The organism is Leptospiraceae bacterium (assembly GCA_025059995.1).
Classification (GTDB): Bacteria; Spirochaetota; Leptospiria; order Leptospirales; family Leptonemataceae; genus SKYB61.
The window spans coordinates 53,810-74,387 of record JANXCF010000002.1 but is presented as its reverse complement, the minus strand read 5'-3'; the positions used below and the strand labels follow the sequence as shown (position 1 = coordinate 74,387).

At 35.6% G+C, this 20,578-nt stretch carries 19 protein-coding genes and 1 other RNA gene; 15 read left to right on the top strand and 5 right to left on the bottom strand.

The features are described from left to right. Positions 1-41: 41 nt before the first annotated feature. From NZ853_02605 to NZ853_02595, 3 genes are read left to right on the top strand one after another with little or no spacing between them, the layout of a single operon-like run. Positions 42-746, top strand: coding sequence for a M15 family metallopeptidase (locus NZ853_02605; protein ID MCS7204567.1), 705 nt, complete (start codon positions 42-44; stop codon positions 744-746). Positions 747-779: 33 nt separating this feature from the next. Continuing rightward, the gene (locus NZ853_02600) at positions 780-1,895 is read left to right on the top strand and encodes a hypothetical protein (GenBank protein MCS7204566.1); all 1,116 of its coding nucleotides are present in this window, start codon (positions 780-782) and stop codon (positions 1,893-1,895) included. Continuing rightward, a complete protein-coding gene (locus NZ853_02595) occupies positions 1,892-3,520 on the top strand; it encodes a bifunctional ADP-dependent NAD(P)H-hydrate dehydratase/NAD(P)H-hydrate epimerase (protein ID MCS7204565.1) in 1,629 nt (542 codons plus the stop codon). The genes NZ853_02600 and NZ853_02595 overlap by 4 nt, the downstream gene beginning before the upstream one ends. Here the strand turns inward: NZ853_02595 and NZ853_02590 are convergent. Next, a complete protein-coding gene (locus NZ853_02590; protein MCS7204564.1) occupies positions 3,512-4,747 on the bottom strand; it encodes an SLC13 family permease in 1,236 nt (411 codons plus the stop codon). The genes NZ853_02595 and NZ853_02590 overlap by 9 nt on opposite strands. A 75-nt stretch (positions 4,748-4,822) precedes the next feature. Here NZ853_02590 and NZ853_02585 point away from each other — a divergent pair, with 75 nt between their 5' ends. From NZ853_02585 to rnpB, 5 genes are all read left to right on the top strand, one after another. Next, entirely contained in the window at positions 4,823-6,253 is a 1,431-nt protein-coding gene (locus NZ853_02585) for a nicotinate phosphoribosyltransferase (GenBank protein ID MCS7204563.1), read from the top strand. A 30-nt stretch (positions 6,254-6,283) separates the two neighbouring features. After that, positions 6,284-6,892, top strand: a complete 609-nt coding sequence (gene pncA / locus NZ853_02580; GenBank protein ID MCS7204562.1) for a bifunctional nicotinamidase/pyrazinamidase — start codon at positions 6,284-6,286, stop codon at positions 6,890-6,892. Then, positions 6,889-7,821 (top strand): aldose 1-epimerase, encoded by a 933-nt coding sequence (locus NZ853_02575; protein ID MCS7204561.1) that lies wholly within the window; start codon positions 6,889-6,891, stop codon positions 7,819-7,821. The genes pncA and NZ853_02575 overlap by 4 nt, the downstream gene beginning before the upstream one ends. Then, positions 7,822-8,364, top strand: a complete 543-nt coding sequence (locus NZ853_02570; GenBank protein MCS7204560.1) for an HAD family hydrolase — start codon at positions 7,822-7,824, stop codon at positions 8,362-8,364. A 32-nt stretch (positions 8,365-8,396) separates the two neighbouring features. Continuing rightward, positions 8,397-8,756: RNase P RNA component class A (gene rnpB, locus NZ853_02565), an RNA gene on the top strand. A 2-nt stretch (positions 8,757-8,758) separates the two neighbouring features. Here rnpB and NZ853_02560 read toward each other — a convergent pair. Both NZ853_02560 and NZ853_02555 read right to left on the bottom strand, forming a co-directional pair. Further along, positions 8,759-9,091, bottom strand: coding sequence for a TRL-like family protein (locus NZ853_02560; protein MCS7204559.1), 333 nt, complete (start codon positions 9,089-9,091; stop codon positions 8,759-8,761). Positions 9,092-9,317: 226 nt separating this feature from the next. Beyond that, positions 9,318-10,322 (bottom strand): aspartate-semialdehyde dehydrogenase, encoded by a 1,005-nt coding sequence (locus tag NZ853_02555; protein ID MCS7204558.1) that lies wholly within the window; start codon positions 10,320-10,322, stop codon positions 9,318-9,320. Between the two features lie 34 nt (positions 10,323-10,356). On the opposite strand from NZ853_02555, the gene NZ853_02550 reads away from it, so the two are divergent. The 4 genes from NZ853_02550 (at position 10,357) to feoB (ending at position 15,734) form a co-directional block, all read left to right on the top strand. Further along, on the top strand, positions 10,357-11,151 hold the full coding sequence (locus NZ853_02550) for a CPBP family intramembrane metalloprotease (GenBank protein MCS7204557.1): 795 nt from the start codon (positions 10,357-10,359) through the stop codon (positions 11,149-11,151). A 776-nt stretch (positions 11,152-11,927) separates the two neighbouring features. Then, positions 11,928-12,956, top strand: coding sequence for a hypothetical protein (locus NZ853_02545; GenBank protein ID MCS7204556.1), 1,029 nt, complete (start codon positions 11,928-11,930; stop codon positions 12,954-12,956). A gap of 242 nt (positions 12,957-13,198) precedes the next feature. After that, positions 13,199-13,477: a ferrous iron transport protein A gene (locus NZ853_02540; GenBank protein ID MCS7204555.1), complete on the top strand. Its 279-nt coding sequence runs from the start codon at positions 13,199-13,201 to the stop codon at positions 13,475-13,477. Beyond that, complete coding sequence (gene feoB, locus NZ853_02535) at positions 13,458-15,734, top strand: ferrous iron transport protein B (protein ID MCS7204554.1); 2,277 nt, start codon at positions 13,458-13,460, stop codon at positions 15,732-15,734. Before NZ853_02540 ends, feoB begins: the two co-directional genes overlap by 20 nt. Positions 15,735-15,888: 154 nt before the next feature. Here the strand turns inward: feoB and NZ853_02530 are convergent, their stop codons facing one another. After that, complete coding sequence (locus tag NZ853_02530) at positions 15,889-16,365, bottom strand: hypothetical protein (GenBank protein MCS7204553.1); 477 nt, start codon at positions 16,363-16,365, stop codon at positions 15,889-15,891. A gap of 135 nt (positions 16,366-16,500) precedes the next feature. Between NZ853_02530 and NZ853_02525 the strand changes: the two genes are divergently transcribed. After that, positions 16,501-17,280: an alpha/beta fold hydrolase gene (locus NZ853_02525; protein MCS7204552.1), complete on the top strand. Its 780-nt coding sequence runs from the start codon at positions 16,501-16,503 to the stop codon at positions 17,278-17,280. Here the strand turns inward: NZ853_02525 and nth are convergent. Next, positions 17,249-17,989 (bottom strand): endonuclease III, encoded by a 741-nt coding sequence (gene nth, locus NZ853_02520; GenBank protein ID MCS7204551.1) that lies wholly within the window; start codon positions 17,987-17,989, stop codon positions 17,249-17,251. The genes NZ853_02525 and nth overlap by 32 nt on opposite strands. Before the next feature lie 29 nt (positions 17,990-18,018). Between nth and truD the strand changes: the two genes are divergently transcribed. Together truD and NZ853_02510 are read left to right on the top strand one after the other, a co-directional pair. Further along, entirely contained in the window at positions 18,019-19,227 is a 1,209-nt protein-coding gene (gene truD / locus NZ853_02515; GenBank protein MCS7204550.1) for a tRNA pseudouridine(13) synthase TruD, read from the top strand. Then, on the top strand, positions 19,224-20,540 hold the full coding sequence (locus NZ853_02510) for an adenylate/guanylate cyclase domain-containing protein (protein ID MCS7204549.1): 1,317 nt from the start codon (positions 19,224-19,226) through the stop codon (positions 20,538-20,540). Before truD ends, NZ853_02510 begins: the two co-directional genes overlap by 4 nt. Positions 20,541-20,578: the final 38 nt, after the last annotated feature.

Here is a 20,578-nt window from a genome sequence, read left to right as displayed (position 1 = left end):
TTTGATTGTAGAGTACATGACAACAAAATCTTCTCTCCCTAATGCCAAAGCAAATGTTGACTTTGATTTTACTTTTTTACTCTTTTTTTTTGTATTCTAACGAGACAGAAGAACTATTTTTTCTAATGGGGAAGTTTGAACCACAAAAACACCCAGAATTTGTAAGCCTCAAAAGTTTAGGCATCCCTACAAAACAAAAAGAACTTTTCTTACAAAAAGATGCAGCCCTTCAGCTCCAAAAGATGTATCTTGCATTCCGAAAAGAACACCCACATATTCCGTTTTGGATTACAAGTGCTACAAGAAGTTATTGGCACCAAAAAACCATCTGGGAATCAAAATGGCAAAAAAACCAAAATCGTTCTGAGGAAGAAAAAGTGAAAGAAATTCTGAGGTTTTCGTCCATGCCTGGAGCTTCTCGTCATCACTGGGGCACTGACGTGGATGTAAATGTTTTAGAAAACTCATACTACGAAACCCAAGAAGGAAAGATTCTTTTCGATTGGTTAAAACAGAACGCGAAAAGATTTGGATTTTGCATGCCCTACTCAGAAAATCGAAATCAAGGACATGAGGTAGAAAAATGGCATTGGAGCTACTTCCCCCTTGCAAAAAACTATCAAAAAAAATGGAATGAATATTTCCAAAAAGGTGCCATGCAAAAACACTTGGATTTCTCAGGTAGTGAGTATTTCCCAAAATATGCAGCTGAATACATCAATTCCATCAATCCAGAATGTTTTTGACGTATCATTACCTGAAAAGAAATCGTTAAAGTGATGAAAAGGCTTTTGACTTTTGTGTTTTTAGTCTTGAGTTATTTGAGTTATTGCGGAAGGTTTCAGGTTTTTGATTTGACTCCGGTGGAGTTAATAAGCTTCTCCTTAAAAGAAAAAATAGAAGGTGATTCTTTTGTCATTCCCATTAGTGTGAAAGAAAATTTAGTTTATTTTCTTCCTCAAACTCCTACCATCATGGGAAGTGAAATTTTACTACCTTTGCCTGAGAATAATTTGATTGCGTATTTCCCCAAAATCACGTCTGAACCCGAAGGAATATTTACAACGAAAACATCCGTAAACGAAGTAAAAAAACTATTTCCCAAGCAACCAGTTTATGTCCTGCCTGAAGGAATCATTGGAAATAGTTGCATTGGTAATCAATATTTGGTGTTTCAAGTATTTCAAACAAAAGACACATCCAAAAGTCTTGAACCCGAAGAACCTGAAAATCGCCTTCCTGCTGTTTTATATCCCGAAACCAAAGAAGTCAATCCCTATAAACTTTTTTTCTTTTCAAAAGATGAGCTGAAAAAAAACAAAGACTGGGTTTTTGTCTCGATTACAGAAAAAACCTTGCCGGATCCATTAAAGCTTTTTTGTTATTCTGATTTTATTGGAGCTCTTCTACAAAAATCAGAAAAAGAATTTTATCTGTTAATTTATGACATAACAACAAAAACTTTAAATGAAATCATCCTCACACTGGATTTTCTAAAAAACCAACACAAAGATAAGGTCCTTTGGTGGGAAAACGTTTTTCTAACAGAATCAAGAGAAGTGATGGGAGAAGTTTCTATCCGAGATGCGAAAGACTTGAGCCCAAAACACAAGGAAATTTACTCTGTTTTGGACCAAAAGCTAATTCGAAAAATAGAAAATCCTCAGTTATCTTTGTTGCATATCTTTCCTGATAAAAGTTATTATTTGGGTTTGAACGAAGAAGATAGTTTACTGATTGAAATTTTTGATGCTCAAAATTCCTATATCAAAAACAACAAAATTGAATTCCAATTCGAAGAAAACTATTGGCGTGATTTTTTCATTAACCAAGAAGGAAGGTTCTTCTCTTCCAAACTTGAAGAGCATCAATATTCCATCATCGAGTGGAAATGAAAGCCATCACCTTTGACCAAGCCAAAAGAATCGATGCTTTCACCATCGAAGAAGGAATCCCAGAAAGGATTCTTATGGGGCAGGCGGCTCAATCTGCTTTCACTACTTTACAACACTTGGGGCTTGTCAATTCCCAGAGCTTCTACGTTTTTTTGTGCGGAAGTGGGAACAATGGGGGAGATGGAATAGCCCTTGCGTATTTACTTTTGAGTAGCAACTCTCTCTCTAACGAACAAATCTGGGTTTACCTCAATGAACCCATAAAAAGTGAAACTGCTTTATTTTATTATCAACATTTAAAAAAACAACTACCAAACATTTTTCCTCTGGATTCTTTTTTGAGTTTAACTTTTTCTGAGATTGTCTCTAAACTACTTTCTTTTCCTCAAGTCAAAAGGGTTCTTTTTATTGAAGCTCTTTTGGGAACTGGACAAAAGGATCAACCAAAACAACCTTATGATAGAATCTTATCTCATCTCAATCAGATGATCAACTCTTTACAAAAACAGATAGAAACGAAATGTGTTGCATTAGACGTGCCTGCCGGTCTTTCAGAGGAATATAAAGATTTTCATGAAGATGCCTTTTTGAGTCTTTTTGGTTATCCTGTCCCTGATGTGGTTTTGAATTTCGGTCCTAAAAAACTATGCTTAGCAATTCATCCCCTGTTGGTTTCTCGTTCTCAAGTGTTTTCCCTTCCGATTGGATTTTCTCCCCAAGCTCAAAAAAATGTTCTACTTGAGTCTCCTCGTTTTACCGAATGGGAGATTCAAAGTGATTTTTCTTTTTTTCTAAAAAAGCCTGAGGATCACAAATACACTGCAGGGTATGGGTGGTTGATTGCTGGTTCTCAAAATATGGAAGGAGCAGGCATCCTCTCTGCAAAGGCTTTTTTTTCCTCAGGAGGGGGAATTTTACATTGGCTACATCTTACGAATCAAAGAGAATTACTATTACATAAAGAACCTGCCATCATTTATACTCATTTTTTTGAGTGGGAAAAACACCTTCCAACATCCAAGCGTCCTTCTGCCATCGCCATAGGACCTGGAGTTTCAAAAAATGACCTTTTAGAAAATAAGAAAAATTTTATAAATTTTCTTAAATATTTCTCTCAAAATCCTCCATTTCCGTTTATCATCCTCGATGCTTTTGCTACCCAGCTTGTCTTGGAGAATGATTATCCTGAGGAACTCCGACCCTTTACGATAATTACTCCTCATTTGGGAGAATGGCGAGCCATGGGAGGGGCTTTTCCTTATTTAGTGGGAAACTGGAAAAGGATCATAGAATTCCACAAGAAGTTGAAAGTTTCTATTCTCATCAAAGGAGGTATTTCGTTTTTTCTTGTTTCAGTGCATTGGACCAATGAAGAGTCATTGGTGTTCATTTGGAATCATCCGAATCCGAATTTGGCAGTTGCTGGCAGTGGCGATTTATTAGTGGGGATTTTGCTATCTTATTTTTCTAAAACACCTAAGGAAAATCCGCTTACTTCCCTTCTGGGGGTTCAAAAAGTTTTGTCTTTGCATACTGTGAGTTCTAAGTTTCATGCTACACCAACGGAACAACTGAAGCAACTTAAAAGAACCCTCTTTGAATTTTGGAAAAACAACTCAAAATAGCAAAAGAAAGAAATAATAAACAATCCCGTTGAGAAGGGTTAATACTAACCCCACACGACTAAACTCCCACGAAGAAATGTGCTGATTTTGTTTTTCGGCATTTTGAATGATAATCACATTGCTTGCCGCTCCTAAGACGGTTAGGTTTCCTGCAATGGTGCTTGCTGCAGCTAAGGAAATCATTTCCTTCACATTCGGTTGGATTTCTAAAAACCCCAAAAACAACATCACCAAAGGAACATTCGATATGAATTGACTCAACACAATGCTCAAGCTAAAAATTATAAACAAATCATGAATATTGAATTGATGGATGTATTTTTGAAAAAACTGAGCATTCCAAGCACTCTGCATTACAACAAACATCGCAACAAAAAAGAGAATTGTTTCCCAGTCAATTGAGCGAAAAATCACCCACCGATCCGAAGAAAAGAAAAGAATCAGAACTCCACTTATCAAAGCAATCAACACCAAAGGAAACTCCAGCGGTATCTTCAGTAAATAAAAAACAACCTTCACCCCAATTGAAATCACGATAAAAACAAGTGCCATTTTGCTTAAACGAGCAAGCTTTTCGTTTTGAATAGTGGGTTCTTCATGAACCAAAACAATTCTCGGAAACTGCTTTCGGTAAAATATCTTTAAAACAAAATAAATAAGAAACAAATTCACAATAGTAGGAAGAAATAAATACTTAAAAAAATTCACAAAAGGTTCAGGAAAGGATTTGCTACTTGCAATAAGGAGATTTTGAGGATTTCCAATAGGACTCATCACACTTCCTACTGTAATAGAAAAAGCGAGAGCCAAAAGTAAAATCTTCGATGAAATGTTATGGGTTTTAGCAAAATGTAAAACTATGGCAGTCCCAATGATGGCTATGGTGTCATTCATCAAAATAGCCGACAAAAACCCCATGATGAAAATCACATAAAGAAGAAGTTTATCAAAAGTATCAGCTCTCGAGAAAAAATGATAAGAAATCACATGTATATACCCACTACGATGGAGGGCTTCCCCAACAATAAACATTCCAATCAAAAAGAAAATGATTTCATAATTGATGGCTTTTATCGCTTCCAAAAGAGAAATCTGAAATGTAGCAAGGTTTAAAATAGCACCGATGGTCATGATTTGCCAAATTTGAAAGCGAATGTTCCCAAATCTACGAAACATAATGAAAAAAAACACAAGTCCAAGAATAACGATCGAAAACGGAAGATTCATAGAATCCAAGATTTTTTAGAAAGTCCTTCGAAAAACTAAATTTGCTTGATTATAATTACGATTGACTCTGTGTTTATGATAAACTATTTCGAAAGTGTGATCTCTTTCTCTGGCATCTATACTGATCTTTATCAACTTTCGATGGCACAAGTTTTGTTTTATGAAAACCTTCACCAAAAACAAGTTTGCTTTGACTATTTTTTTCGGCATCTTCCTTACGAAGGTGGATATGCAATCTTCGCTGGTTTAGAAGATGTTTTAGATATTTTAGAAACTTTAAGATTTCGTGAAGATGATATCGAGTACTTAGCTTCGATTGGATTTCGAAAAGAATTCTTAGCATATTTAAAAGACTTTCGGTTTCAAGGAAGCATTTATTCTTTTGATGAGGGAGAAGTAGTTTTCCCCTATGAAACGATCCTACAAGTCGAAGGGAATTTTGCAGAACTACAAATCATCGAAACCTTACTTTTGAATATTTTAAACTTTGAGTCTTTGATTGCTACCAAAGCAAGTAGAATTCGATTAGTAGCAGGTGATAGAATCCTTTCGGATTTTGGTTTGAGAAGAGCCCAAGGAACCGGAGGTTATTTTGCTACAAGGGCAATCATGATTGGAGGTTTTGACTCTACAAGTAACGTCCAAGCTGGAAAAGACTTTAAAATCCCCGTTGTGGGAACCATGGCTCATTCTTTTATCCAAGCGTTTGAAGATGAATTGACGGCTTTTCGAACGTTTGCTAAGTATAATCCCCAGAATTGTGTCTTACTTATTGATACCTATGATACTTTGAACAGTGGATTGCGTAATGCTATTATTGTAGCAAAAGAACTCGAACAACAGGGTTATCAACTCAAAGGGATTCGAATTGATAGTGGAGATCTGGCCTATTTAGCGAAGGAATGCAGAAGGATTTTGGATCAAGAAAAGTTGGATTACGTTAAAATCATTGTATCCAATCAGTTAGACGAATGGATCATCAAAAGTCTTTTGGAACAAAATGCTCCTATTGATGTTTTCGGAGTAGGAACTAAACTAATAGTTGGAAAACCAGATGCCGCATTAGATGGAGTTTATAAGCTTACTGTTTTTGATGGAAAACCCAAAATCAAAGTTTCTGACTCGCTAAGCAAAATCACCATTCCGGGGAAGAAACAAATCTATCGCTTGTTGGATCAAAATCAAGTCTGGATTGGAGATGTGGTTTGTCTTCGAGAAGAAAACCCTTCAGAAATAGAAGAAATGCGCCATCCTTTTGAACCCCTAAAAAAAATGTCCATCAAAGAATACCAAAAACAATCTTTAATGAAAAAAGTCATGGAAAACGGAAAGCGAGTCAATCCCAAAAGAGAAATCAAAGAAATCTCGAACTCAGTGAAAGCGAAGCTAAAATCCCTGCCAGAAGAATACAAACGCTTTATCAATCCTCATATCTACAAAGTGGGACTCAGCTCAAAACTATATCAACTACGAGAAGAACTCATCCGTAAATACAAAAATTCTTGATTACTAAAGAAAAACACAATTCTTATTCTCATGAAAGCGTTGATTTTGATTGATGTTCAAAATGATTTTATGCCCTATGGAGCTTTACCTGTTCCAAAAGGTGATGAAATTGTTCCCGTCATCAATCGTATTATTGAAAAATTTTCGTTGGTAGTGGCTACCCAAGATTGGCATCCCAAAAATCACATTAGCTTTGCAAGCAATCACGCTGGGAAAAAACCTTTCGATGTAATTGATCTTGATGGATATCCACAGACCTTGTGGCCCGATCACTGCGTTCAAGAAACCAAAGGAGCTGATTTCCATCCAGCACTAAATACCAAACCCATAGAAACCATCTTTCGAAAAGGAACCAATCCGAATATCGATAGTTATAGTGGCTTTTTTGATAATCTTCATAAAAAATCCACTGGACTTGCAGGATTTCTAAGAGAAAAAGAAGCCAAAGAACTTTACTTCGCAGGACTTGCAGCAGATTATTGTGTTTACTATAGCATAAAGGATGCGGTTCAATTGGGGTTTGACTGTGTTTTGATTGAAGATGCTACACGTGCCATTGATGAAAAACAATTCCAAAACATCAAAGAAGAACTCCAAAAGCATAACGTAAAGTTTATTCAAAGCAAAGATTTAGAATGATCGTCCTTCAAAATTCTCTGTGGCGTGTAGAAATTTTAGAAAACATAGGGATGACCGTGTCTCAGATTTACTATCAAGGAATACCCTTACTTTATTTTCCTTTCTCAGAAAAAGAATATTCTATCAACCAAAGTTTGGCGGGGATTCCGTTGATGTATCCTTTTGCAAACCGACTTTCTTCTTGGAGTTTTTCTTTGTTAAATCAATCAGTCCATTTATCGAAAAACCAAGTTCTTTCAGACTCCAACAACCTTCCGATCCACGGATTGATTTTAAAATCCAATGAATGGAAAATAATTTATCAAGGTCCAAGTGGAGTTGAAGCAGAGTTTTGTTTTGTCGGAAAATGGAAAGAAGTTTTCCCTTTTTCTCATTGCTTAAAGTATCTTATCCAACTTTTTGAAAAAGAAGTTCGCTTTATCTTGATTGTGATTGGGATTGAGGATACACCTGTTTCTTTTGGTTTTCATCCCTATTTTCGTTTGTGGCAGGAAAAACAAAACCTTCAGATTGCCCTACCCACAAGCAAGGTCATAGAGCTCAATCCTCGACTCCTACCTACGGGAAAGTTGATCCCTCTTGAGGATTTCTTGATTCAACATCAAATCCCATTTCAAAAGACAGAGTATTACTATATTTTTTCATTAAACTTTTCTTTTGATCATGGATTTTTGATTTCTGATGGCATCTCACAACTAAACGAAGGAATCTCGATTCAGCTTATTCAAGAAAAGTACAAGCTACAACTACTTTTAGATTCCAACTATAGAGTCCTTCAATTGTATAGTCCCCTCATAGAAGAAGGGAAAAACTTCTTTTGTATGGAACCCATGATTGCCATTACGAATTCCTTTCTTGATGGTGGATATGGAATAGTTCCAAAAGGAAATCAAAAAGTTTTTCGATTTTCTCTACGGGTAGAAAACTAAATGAAAGTGATTTTTTTTGATCGAGACAACACTTTGAATTATGATCCTGGGTATTTATCTGATCCTGATGGAGTATATCTTCTTCCCTACGTAGTAGAAGGTTTAAAGATCTTACAAAAGCTAAATTTTCAATTCATTATCATTACTAATCAGTCGGGGATTGGGAGAGGTTATTTCACTGAAGAAACTCTCTTCAAAATCAATCAAAAACTTTTATCCCTATTATCAAAAGAAGGAATTGATTTTTTAAATATTTTTTATTGTCCACATACTGAGAAAGACAATTGTTCTTGTAGAAAACCCAAACCCGGGCTCATCCACCAGGCTTTGAGTTTATATCCGGAGATTGATTTGCAGCAAAGTTGGATCATAGGAGATAGAATATCAGACATCAAAACAGGAGAAAGTCTTTCCATCAAAGGGATTTTGATTGACTCGTCTTTGCAGCCTGATGGAACCTCACCAAAAAACTTAATCCATGTTGCAAGAAACCTCAAAGATGCCGCTGAGTTTATCGAAAACCACATACTAAAAAGAAATTGACAAAAATCAAGATTGGATTACGATAATTATCGGCTGGAGTGTATGCTATCGCGCTCCGATGAGGGGTGAGGAAAGTCCGGACACCGCAGGGAAGGATACCGGGGAAATCCCGGGCATACCCAATCAGGGTATGACGGAAAGTGCCACAGAAAACAGACCGCCGATGGCTCGAAAGAGCTCAGGCAAGGGTGAAAAGGTGAGGTAAGAGCTCACCGCTCCGAGGGTAACCGAGGAGGCACGGCAAACCCTATCCGGTGCAATTCCGAGTAAGCAGCCGATTGAGACTGTCCCGGTCGAGGCTGCGGGTGGGAAGCAAAGAACTTATGGAGTAATCCATAAGTCAAGAGAAATGATAGCAGAAAACAGAATCCGGCTTATGCACTCCAGCTGTTCTCTATTCTCCATGCACGATCAAACAAAATTCTTCATACACAAAACCCAAAAATCGATAAACTTCATAATCGATCGCACGAATTTCTTTTATTCCCGCAATTGATGCCGCAGTCCGAATACTGGCATCACCTACGGTATATAGACTCAAGTAAGATACCACACAAGCTTTTCCTTGCCGACTTCCTAATTCTGATTTTGGTGAGTAAGAATGATTGAATACGGTTTCTTGGTAAAGCCAACCTGTCGGAGGTTCAAAACTACTACGAACATCAAAGATCTTACATGATACCCAAAACCACGCAAAAAACAAAACAATCAACGTTCTGATTTTCATATGCCATGCTTTAAAAAATTTTTCTCAAAACAAATTAACTAATGTGTTTCTTTTGAGTTTTGTATCTCTCAAAAAATTGTATTTTTCATGCAATATAATTTCGCAATATAAGTCCTTTTTGCTAATTTGCTAAGAAAGAAAATTTCTTCAGTGGCCTTCCTTGCCCTTTGCCCTTTTCTTTCGTATTGTTTGACATCGAGCTCGTTTTCTTGAAGTTTTTGATTTTTCATTTTAGATATTCTGCGATTTGGACGGCATTCAGAGCTGCTCCTTTTAATAACTGATCGCCGACGGCAAACAAATGAATACGCTTTCGTTCTTTGTCTTCGAAGTCATAACGAAGACGACCCACTAAAACTTCATCAATTCCTGTTGCATCAAGGGGCATGGGAAAATAATTCCTTTGTCGATCATCTACAAGTCGAACACTTGGGAAGTTTCTATATGCTTCTTTGATTTCTTCTAAGTCTGCTGGTTTCTCGAGCTCAAGTGTGATGGATTCTGCATGTGCACGAAAGGTAGAAACCCTAATGCATGTAGGACTGACTTGTATATCAGGTTGATTGAGAATCTTTTTGGTTTCTTTGATCATTTTGATTTCTTCTTGATTGTATCCACTTTCCAAATCCACAGCTGAGTTATGGCTAAACAAATTAAACGCTAACTGATATGGTAAAACTTTTATAGGAACTTCTTTTTTCTCAAGAAATGCTTTTGCTTGCTCTTCTAACTCATACATTGCTGAAGCTCCAGCTCCTGATGCCGCCTGATAAGTAGAAACGATGATTTTTTTTACGTTATATAGTTTATGAATAGGATAGATGGCAATCAGCATGATGATGGTGCTGCAATTCGGATTGGCTATGATACCTTTGTGATTTTTGATTTCCTCTGCATTAATTTCTGGCACCACCAACGGAACTTCGGGATCCATACGAAAAGCACTGGAATTATCGACAACTACGGTGCCCAAAGCCACTGCCGCTGGAGCAAATTGTTTGCTTACCGAAGCTCCTGCACTAAAAAGGGCAATCTCAACGTTATGAAAAGAATTTTCACTCAATACTTCAACTGGAATTTCCTCTCCTTTGAATGTCAATTTCTTCCCAGCACTGCGTTTTGACGCATAGAGCTTCAATTCTTTGATAGGGAAGTTTCTTTTCTCAAGAACCTTCAAGAACTCCATCCCTACTGCCCCAGTGGCACCCACTATCGCAATTGTTTTTGACATACCCACTCCTATGGTAAATTTTAAAAAAACATTTATGAATTCAAACAAAAAAATCGCTGCTATTTTGTGGTTTCTACTTCCAAGAAGTATTCAAAAAACCATAGAACCCCTTTTATCAGAATCAGAAAAGGATCTTTTAAGAAATCTCTACAAAGAAATTCAGACTCTACCCTACGAAGAAAAAAAATCTCTCGAGTACAAACTCCATTTTATCTTTTGTTATCCCTACAAGAATGTGTTTTACCTTGTGTTTCTTGTTTTGCTTGTTTTGTTTGTTTTTGGGCTTTTTTTTTATATTCTTCGTTATCCTAATGCTTCACCGTTTTTTATCTTTTCCCTCTTTTGGCCCGCATTGATGGGGATATTCTCGTTTGTTTTTCTTAGTAGTTTGACTTCATTTGAAATTTATAGGCTTTTTTCTTTTCCCAAGAAAATCACATACTTTCTTTTTTTTCTTTTGAATGTTTATCTCCAAATCTTCATTTTGATACTCATTAATCAGTTTGAAGGCATCCAACCAACGTTTCTTTCTGAATTCGAAAAGTGGATTTTAGGTATTGGAGTTATTTCAGCTCCCATTACAGAAGAAATTCTTTTTCGACACAAAATCCCAGAAGCCTTTGGCTCAGACTTCTTTAGAAACATAATGGGGCACATGATTTCGAATTTTATTTTTTCGATTTTACACCTTCCAGCTCAATGGGAACAGGGGATTTTATATTTTTTCAGTGGGATGTTTTTTTCTTTTTTGAAGCTCTACACAGAAAACCTTTTGCTACCGATTTTGTCGCATTCCCTCACAAATTTCGTGGTATTTTTTTTCTTTTAGTTTGGTTTGATCGCACCTACAAAATCCCAAAACTTTGTAATCATGATTGAACTCAAAGATAAGTTCACGATGAACTAAATCTGATCTAGTTCTTCATTTTAATCATGATGTAGAAACCCAAGGACCAATCATTCATTATATCTGCTATTAAAAACAATTTCACAAACCACGAACAATTAAAAACCAAAAATATCAAAACAAACTCGATTGAAATCATAAATCACCCAAAAAAGAACCCCACAACAAAATACCAACTCAAAACGAATAATTTGGGTTTTTCTTGCTGATGTGAGATAAACTTTTCATTTACGTTTTTAGAGTACTCTGTGAGCTATCATTAGAATCAAAGTGAATACCGGAGAGAACGGGAACACGGGAAGCAAACTCCCACGCCGAAAATCTCATTCGTCATAATTATGATGAGTGGGTATTTGCGGGTTGCTTGATGATTCGTAGGTATTGATTTTTATGATGAACTTGAGTCAACATGATGACTTTAGGTATTGCTTATAATGAACTCACAAAAACATCGAAACTCATTTGATAATGAATGTATTTTGAAACAATCACCCATACATCAAAATAATTCTTTGAGTTCCCAAAAACGATCAATCACACATTACGATAATCCATTTCTCTATACAAAAGTTTGATGATAATAACCACCAGCTTTTTGTTTAAAATTCTTTTTTTGGATTGACATAAATTTAGTTATTGATATTGTGTCTCATTATTAATGAATTTTTAAAACTATGAAATCAAGTTTGGAGGAAAAAATGAAAAAACAAAAAATTTTAGTTTTAAATTTTTTTCTAATTGCATCACAGCTTTGGGGTGTTAGTGGTATTTCCTCTACAAAACTCATTCTTCCAACAGCTAATGTTTTATCGCCTGAAAAATATGAGTTTGACGTTAATTTTTACTGGCTTCGCTCTAACGAAATTTTCCAAAGCAATGGGAAAGCGAAAAAACTACAAGAATGTGGAGAAACAGGACTCGTTTGTGTAAACAACCCCGTTTTCGATAATAACTTCACTTTTAGATTGACTTATGGTTTAGGGAATCAGTCTGAGCTTGGCTTCGAAACTGGTTTTGGGAATCAAACAGAAAAAAGAACCCAAGACTTTTTTTACTCATACGTTGATGATATAAAATTAGGGTATAAATATCTTTTTTTAGATGGACCTTTCAAAGCTTCTACACAAGTTGGGCTTTCTTTTGATGTTCAAAAATATGTGCCTTTGTATGAAGTCGGCTTGATCTTTACAAAAGATTGGGAAAATTTTTCTATCGACTTGGATCTTCATTACTTTACAACATCAAGAATCATAGTTTATGAAGAAGAATATCTCGAACAAGCAAGTTGGTATCACGGACCCCACGTTGGAATCGGTTTAGGTTATACGATTGGGAAAGTTCAATTGTCCGTAGAATACCATTTTGAACAAGCACAAACAAAAACAATAAGAAGCGTCCTTTTCAACAGAGAGGATGAAGAAAGAATCCGACCCCTCACTTTTTTACAAAAATTAGAAAACCCCGATTTTGAGTTTCAAAATCCCCACATCGACGAATTACTCGGACTTCCTCATATCCATTTGAAACTTGACACTGTAATTGATGAACATATTCATTTTGCGAATATAAAAAATAATTACTATGAAATCTCTAATACCTTGTATTATGGAATCATTTATAACTTTGCTCCTACGGCTTCGATTTCGTTTCTTATAGGAGAGACCATAGCCGGAAGCAACGTCAATAAAGAATTTTTAGGAAATATTATAACTACTTTTGCTTTCTGATCGAGATTGAGTATGAAAATAAATATATTTTACTAAAGTATGCACCCTATGGAAACTGCAGTTGTAGAAATGATCATAGTTTCTTTTTTTATTGTAGCTGCTGTTTTCCTTCTCTTTTGTAGATTTTATAAGATTTTCTTCAAAAATGAGACGGGTTGTGAAAAATGTGATTCAACGAAAAAGAAATCAAAAAAATTGATCAATGTGTAACTTACAAATTACAATTCTAAGTAGGAGTCATTATGAGTAATCAAAATCAAAACGATAAAATTTACAAAGTTAGAAACACGTTAAGCAAAGCTCCCAAACACGAGGAATTAATCTTACTTTCTGTCAAAGAAGAAAATCCCATTGTCAACAGACTAATGGAAATGGGACTCATTCAAGACGAAATCGTAAAAATCCTTCAAGAAGCTCCTTTAGGAGATCCCATCGAAATTGAAGTAATGGGATATAAACTTTGTGTAAGAAAAAAAGAGGTTTCTTATTTTGAGGTAGAATATGCAAATCACAATGACTAAGATGATCACAGCCGCTTTAGTTGGTAATCCAAATACAGGAAAAACAACGGTTTTTAATGCTTTGTGTGGTACAAGACAACGAACGGGAAACTACCCAGGCGTAACAGTAGAAAAGCGAGTCGGATTTTTAACACTTCAAGAAATGTCATTAGAAATCTATGATTTACCTGGGTTGTATAGTCTTCATGTTACTTCGATGGATGAACGAATTGCCTTCGAGGTATTATCAGGTAAGGCATTGGAAGACAACAAAAAACCCGATGTTGTATTGTATATCATTGATGCTTCGAACTTAAGACGAAATCTATATTTGCTCTTGCAGGTCCTTGAATTACAAATCCCCGTTGTGGGAATTCTGACAATGATGGATGTAGCACAAAAAAAAGGTTATAAAATTGATGTAGATCTCCTCCAAAAAAAGCTATCCATCCCCATTATTGGAATCAACGCAAAAGAAAGAAAAGATATCCAAAAACTCAAAAGAGAACTTCCCAAAGCAATCCAATCGGCATTAGAACATCCCTCAATAGACATAAGAAAACTTTATCCTACAAATTTTTCTCAATATTTTGAACGTTCCAAAAACCAAATAGAAGAATTCTTTCAAAGTCATGGGATTCCGTATAGTGTTTCCTTTGCCGATGTTTCGATGAGTTATTACAATTCTGATGAGTTCTTACGCTACATGAAAAGCTCAATCTCAAACTCCCTCAAAGAAGAAAAACAAAATCAGTTCATAAAGGAACTTCAAGAATTGATAACTCAAATCAAACAAGAAGCAAAAAATTATCATATTTTTTCGAACTCGCAATTGGTTCAAACAAGATACAAAGTCATTGATTTTTTGTTAAAGGACGTATTACAAAGAGAAGTCTACGAAAAACAAACTCTAACAGAGTTTTTGGATTCGATTTTTACCCACAAAATCTTCGGTCTGCTAATTTTTGTAATCATCATGGCTATCATGTTCCAATCCATCTATGCATGGGCTGAACCTTTAATGGGCTACATCGAAGAATTCTTTGCATTCTTGTCGGAGAAAGTATCAGAGTTGGGAATTTTACCCCCCATGTTGGAGTCTTTCATCAATGATGGCGTGATCGCTGGCATTGGTTCTGTCGTTGTATTTATACCTCAAATAGCCATTTTGTTTTTCTTCATTGCTATCTTGGAAGACACAGGCTACCTGGCGAGAGCTTCGTTTTTAATGGATAAGATTCTCTCGTGGACCGGTTTGAATGGTCGTTCTTTTATCCCTTTGATTTCAAGTTTTGCTTGTTCTATTCCTGGCATCATGGCAACAAGGGTAATCAGTGATGATAAAGTTCGCACAGCTACGATTTTAGTTTCTCCCCTAATGCCGTGTTCTGCACGACTTCCCGTTTATGTTCTTTTCATTGGAGTTTTTATTGAACCTTACTACGGTCCTCTGATGGCTGGTTTGACATTATTTATTATGTATAGTATCGGACCTATTTTAGCAATCTTAGTTTCTTTAATTTTGAGTCGAGGCATTCTAAAAACCCCTTCTATTCCTTTTATCATGGAATTGCCTGAATATCACTTCCCATCATTCAGAAATGTTTTCTTTCGGGTGTATGATGCCGTAAAAGCTTTCTTGATTCGAGCAGGAACCATTATTTTTTACGTTTCTGTTGTGATTTGGGCTTTGACGTATTTCCCCCGAGATGAAGAAGCAGCACAAAAACAAGTCCAACCCTTGGTCCAAGAGCTAAATCAACTAAAAAAACAAAGTGAAGTAAATCCTGACGATGAAGAGTTACAGGCAAAAATCGCAGAACTCGAACAAGAAATCGAAAACCAAATAGAAAGTTTCCATCTAAGTAATAGCTACATTGGAAGGTTGGGGAAGTTTGTGGAACCCATTTTCCGTCCTTTGGGGTTTGATTGGAAATTAAGTGTGGGTGTGCTTGCTTCTTTTCCTGCACGAGAAGTCATCATCGCAACGCTGGGAATTATTTACAACGTGGGGGGCGATGCTGATGAGGAATCCGAAACACTTCGTTTTAAACTCTCTGATGAAAAACATCCTGATGGAACTCCTGTGTATACGCCCCTCACTGCCATTAGCTTGATGATCTTTTTTGCCTTATGTGCTCAATGCATGAGCACCTTAGCCATCATCAAAAAAGAATTAGGAGCTTGGAAGTATTCTGTTTTTACTTTCTTGTATATGACAGCTCTGGCTTATCTTGTCTCTTTGGTTGTTTATCAAATTGGTTCTTTTTTACTTTAAAATAGGTTGAGTAGGATCATCCTACTCAATCTGCCTTAATCAATCTCAATTAGTGATTTTATTTTTTATTTTTTCTAAACGGGGGGAGTCAAATTCTGCTTCTTTTTTTCGTAAAGTTCTAAAAGTTGTAAGGCTTCGGATTTTTTATCTCGCTTCAAATAGCAATGAAACTTTTCTGTTGAATAACAAGAGGTTTAATCAGAACATAATCACCACCTATTTCGTAATGTCTTTTCTTGTAGAAAAAAGACTTCTTTTGTTTTACGTAATACTTAATATCATAGAGCTCTGAATTGATTTCGATCACTTGAATTGAACGTGTAAGTAGTGAAGTCAAAAAATAATCTCCATCTTGTTGTAGTTTTAGTCGCTGGATTTCATTTAAGTTCTTGATGATTTCTTTTTTGTGTTTGTGGGATTGTTGGTAAAAATAAAAGCTTGCAAAAACCAAAGTAAAAAAAACAAATAGGATTTGGTAAGTATAAAAATTTTTATTCACCCAATAAAACTGAATTTTTCCTCTTTCTTTTTTGGCTTGATAATCGACTTCAAATTCTTCCTCGATGTAGTGATTTCGGATCAAATAAAAAAACTTTAGGATTTCTTCATACCAACTTTTCTTTTCATCCAAGATGTAATGTATGAAAAAAACTGATTTCTTTTTTATTTCAATGATATTGAGACTTAATTTCAATTAAGAGCAAAACTTTTTTAAATAAGGCGTTGCCAATTTGAACTTTGTTTCATTTTTGCTTTCTTTGCTTTCATGGAACTCCACTTTTTGCATTATCCAACGACTTCGAGTTCAAAACATACGGTGCCGATAGTTATTCTACATGGTTTATTTGGTTCGTCCAAAAACTGGATGAGTATTTCGAAAGAACTTTCTCAAGAATTTGAGGTTTTTGCTATTGATGCAAGAAATCATGGAAACTCTCCCAGGTCATCCACTCATACTTTAAAAGATATGATGGAGGATTTAAAAGAATTTATCGAAAATCATCGTATTTCTATGCCAGTTCTTCTTGGGCATTCTATGGGGGGACTCGTTGCAATGGGATTTTCTTTGGTTTACCCTGAACTCATAAGAAGTATCATTGTCGTAGACATAGCTCCAAAGGTTTATCCTCCCCTTCATCAAAAAGAGTTTGAAGTTTTAAAAACTGATATTTCTCAATTTTCAAGTAGGCAAGAAATCGATGCATTCTTAGCAAATATCCAACCTAACTCCGCAATCCGGCAGTTCTTGATGATGAACTTAGAAAAAACAAACACTGGCTACCAATGGAAAATCCATGTTCCGCCCTTAGAAAAAGCTCAGTATTTAAAGGGCATCCAAGAGCTATTGGAACACCGCTTCGAAAAAGAGTGTCTCTTTATCAAAGCCACCGATTCTTTTTACATTCAATACGAAGACTATCCTACTATTCGTAAAGTTTTCCCCAAAGCAAAAATTATTGAAATCAAAGGAAATCATTGGGTTCATTATACAAATCCCGATGAGTTCTTAAAAGTCACGAAGGACTTTTTATCGAAACTTTCGTAAACTCCGAAGAAATGCATATAGTTTTCAAAACACATTCACTGCATTTTCTTTTTCGAGAGGTGCAAGTTGATCTTCCTAAAAAAATCAAATACAGCGAAAAAGAAATCCAATAGCTCTTTGGGAGTTTGTTCATTAAGTCTTTTTCAATCTTTTCGGGATGATCCTTGGTGGTGAGTCCTAAGATTCTTGAGAGCCGTTTTACATGGGTATCTACTACGATTCCTGAAGGAATTTGATAGAGTTCTTGCAAAATCACATTGGCGGTTTTTCTTCCTACACCTGGCAAGGCTAAAAGTTCTTCCATTGTTGTTGGGACCTGTCGATTGTATTTTTCAATCAACGTCTTGCAAAAAGCTCTGATGTTTTTTGCTTTGTTTTTGTAATAACCCGTAGGATAAATTATTCTTTCGATTTCTTCAAGTTGAGCATGAGCGAGACTATCAATAGTGGGAAATTTCTCAAAAAGAACGGCTGTGACTTTGTTAACTTGTTCATCAGTGCATTGAGCAGATAAAATCACAGCAATACAAAACTGATAGGGTTCTTTGTATTTTAGAGGACTTCGAACATCTCCAAAATGCTTTTTTAGTTTTTGGTATATTTTCTTTATGTAGTCTTTTTCTGATAGAATGATCTTGTTGGGCATAATTTCATAAAACGGGATTTTCGAAAAATTACAACCACAACATTTCTCAAAAATTCTTGTCATAAACTTCAAAAAGTTTTTTTACTTTTTTGATGAAATACGTAGGATTCCTTTCAGGAAAGATCAAGGTGCTTCCTGAGGATTTTCTTGTAAAAGAACACCTTCGGTTTCAACCTACGAAAAACTCTCAAAACCCCTATTTTTTGTATGTTTTGAAAAAGTCTCAATGGAATACTTTGGATGCCATCATCAAAATTGCAAAACAAAATCAACTCAAACTAAAAGAAATCCAATATGCAGGGATAAAGGATCGATATGGAATTACATATCAACACATCACATCCAAAACCCCATTGCAATGGAACAAAGAAAGCCAAAAAAAGATTGAATTAGAACTCATCGGCAAGGTTCCCAATCCTATCAATGCAAAAGACATTTTATACAATGAATTTCTGATTACAATCCGAAATATACAAGAAAAAGAACTACCTATTATAGAAAAAAATGCCCAAGCCATCCAAGAACAAGGCGTTATTAATTACTATGACAACCAAAGATTCCATAGCTTTCATAAGGATTTTGGATTACCCTTACTTTACGCTCTAACAGGAGATGACGAAAAATTCTTTTATTACTATTTAACTAACACATTATATCACGAGTCAAAAGAAGCAAAAGACAGGAAATACCAAATACGAAAACACTGGGGGGATTGGGGAAAATGCAAAGCCATTTCCAAAACTACAACCGAAAAAAATGTCTTTGAATTTCTATCAAAACATCCTTCCAAATTCGAAAGGTGTTTTTCTTTTCTACCCAAGAAAGAATTAGAGCTTCAATATTCGATTTTTCAAGCTTATGTTTGGAATCAAACCATCAGCTTATTATTGAAAGAAAAACTACCAAAAAACGAACAAGTATATATGAAAACGAAAATGGGGGATCTCCTCTTCGTTCCAAAACTACCCTCTCTTGAGTTCACTCATTTTCCTCTGATACACCCTCATTATTTAGAAGATAAAACATATAAAAATCATTTTGACTTAGTGCTGAACGAAATGGAACATAGATACTTCAATTCTCATTTCGTAAAGTGGGATTGGAAAAGAAAACTCAACGACCAATATTTTGCACTAAAAAAAAGAAAAATTTATATAAAACCCCAAAACTGGGAAATTTTATCTATCCAAAATGACGAAATTTATAAAAATAAAAAGAAGTTGGTATTGAAGTTTTTCTTAGATTCAGGGGTATATGCTACGATGGTTTTGAAAAGGTTACTATTGAGAACGAAACAATGAAAGACTCTGCAAGAATTGTCCAGGAACTTATAAAATACATTCCTCGTTTGATCTTAGAACGCTTAGAAAAAGATACAAACCCAATAAAAAATTCATTCTCAGAAAGCTATCAATGTGCTTTCATGTTTTTAGATATCGTAGAATTCAGCACCCTTACCGAAAAAGTAGTTTCTCATTACGAAAAAGGGTTGGAATTGATTGCGAATATTTTATCAAGGTATTTTGAACAGTTGATTCGAGTGGTCATAAATGCAGATGGCGATATTGTCAAATTTGCAGGTGATTCTTTATTCGTTGTTTGGAAAGTAGAAAATGGCGATCCCAAAAAACTTGCTGAAGCAGTTTATACGGCTACTTTGTGTGGAATCGAAATTCAAAAAAGGTTGTTTCATTTTCCTGTTGAAGAGGGAATCTTTCTTTCTGTTAGAGTAGGAATTTCCGCGGGAAAAATCAATGCAATGCACGTTGGAGGAGCTTTTGATCGATGGGAATTTGTTATTACAGGTGAAGCTTTAGCATCAGCCGCAAAAGCCCAAAAACTGGCAAAACCAGGAGAGGTAGTTTTATCAAAAAGAGCATGGAAGTTACTTGAAGAATATCAATATGGCTTCAGAGTTGAAAACAAATTTAAGCTCAATGTTCCTATTTTAGAAAAAAGGTTAAAAATTCTCAGTCAGAATCCTTTTCACGAATATAACCTTTCAGATAAAGCTCTTCCCATCATGCGAAACTATGTTCCAAGAGCTATCATAACGAGAATTGAAGATGGTTTTGATTCATGGCATACCGATTTTTTGAATGTAACGATCTTGTTTATTCGGGTTGGTAGCAATCGAATGAAGGTTCTTTCGAAAATCGACAAAGTGCAAGAAATCATGAAAACCATTCAATACTGTATCTACGATCAAGAAGGAAGTATTAATCGCTTTGGAGTGGATGATAAAGGAGTCATTCTCTTGACGGCATTTGGACTTCCTCCTCTGATACATCCAAATGATCCTGAACGTGCCATCCTGGCATCTCTTTTAATTCAAGAAAAGCTAAATGCAATTGGATATGAAAGCAAAATGGGAATTGCTACAGGAAAAGTTTTCTGTGGAACTGTTGGGAATGAAATCCGAAGTGAGTACACCATGCATGGCACAAGTGTGAATTTTGCAGCAAGACTGATGCAGGTTTCCGATGGTATTGTATGTGATGAAACTACCTATCTTTTAACTCGTGAGCTTTTTCGTTTTGAAGCCAAACCCCCAAGAAAATTCAAAGGAAAACTGGAATTGGTTCCTTATTACAAAGTATTAGGCAAAGCTTGATTCCTTAGTTGTCAAAACTTAGCAATTCAATTCCTTGG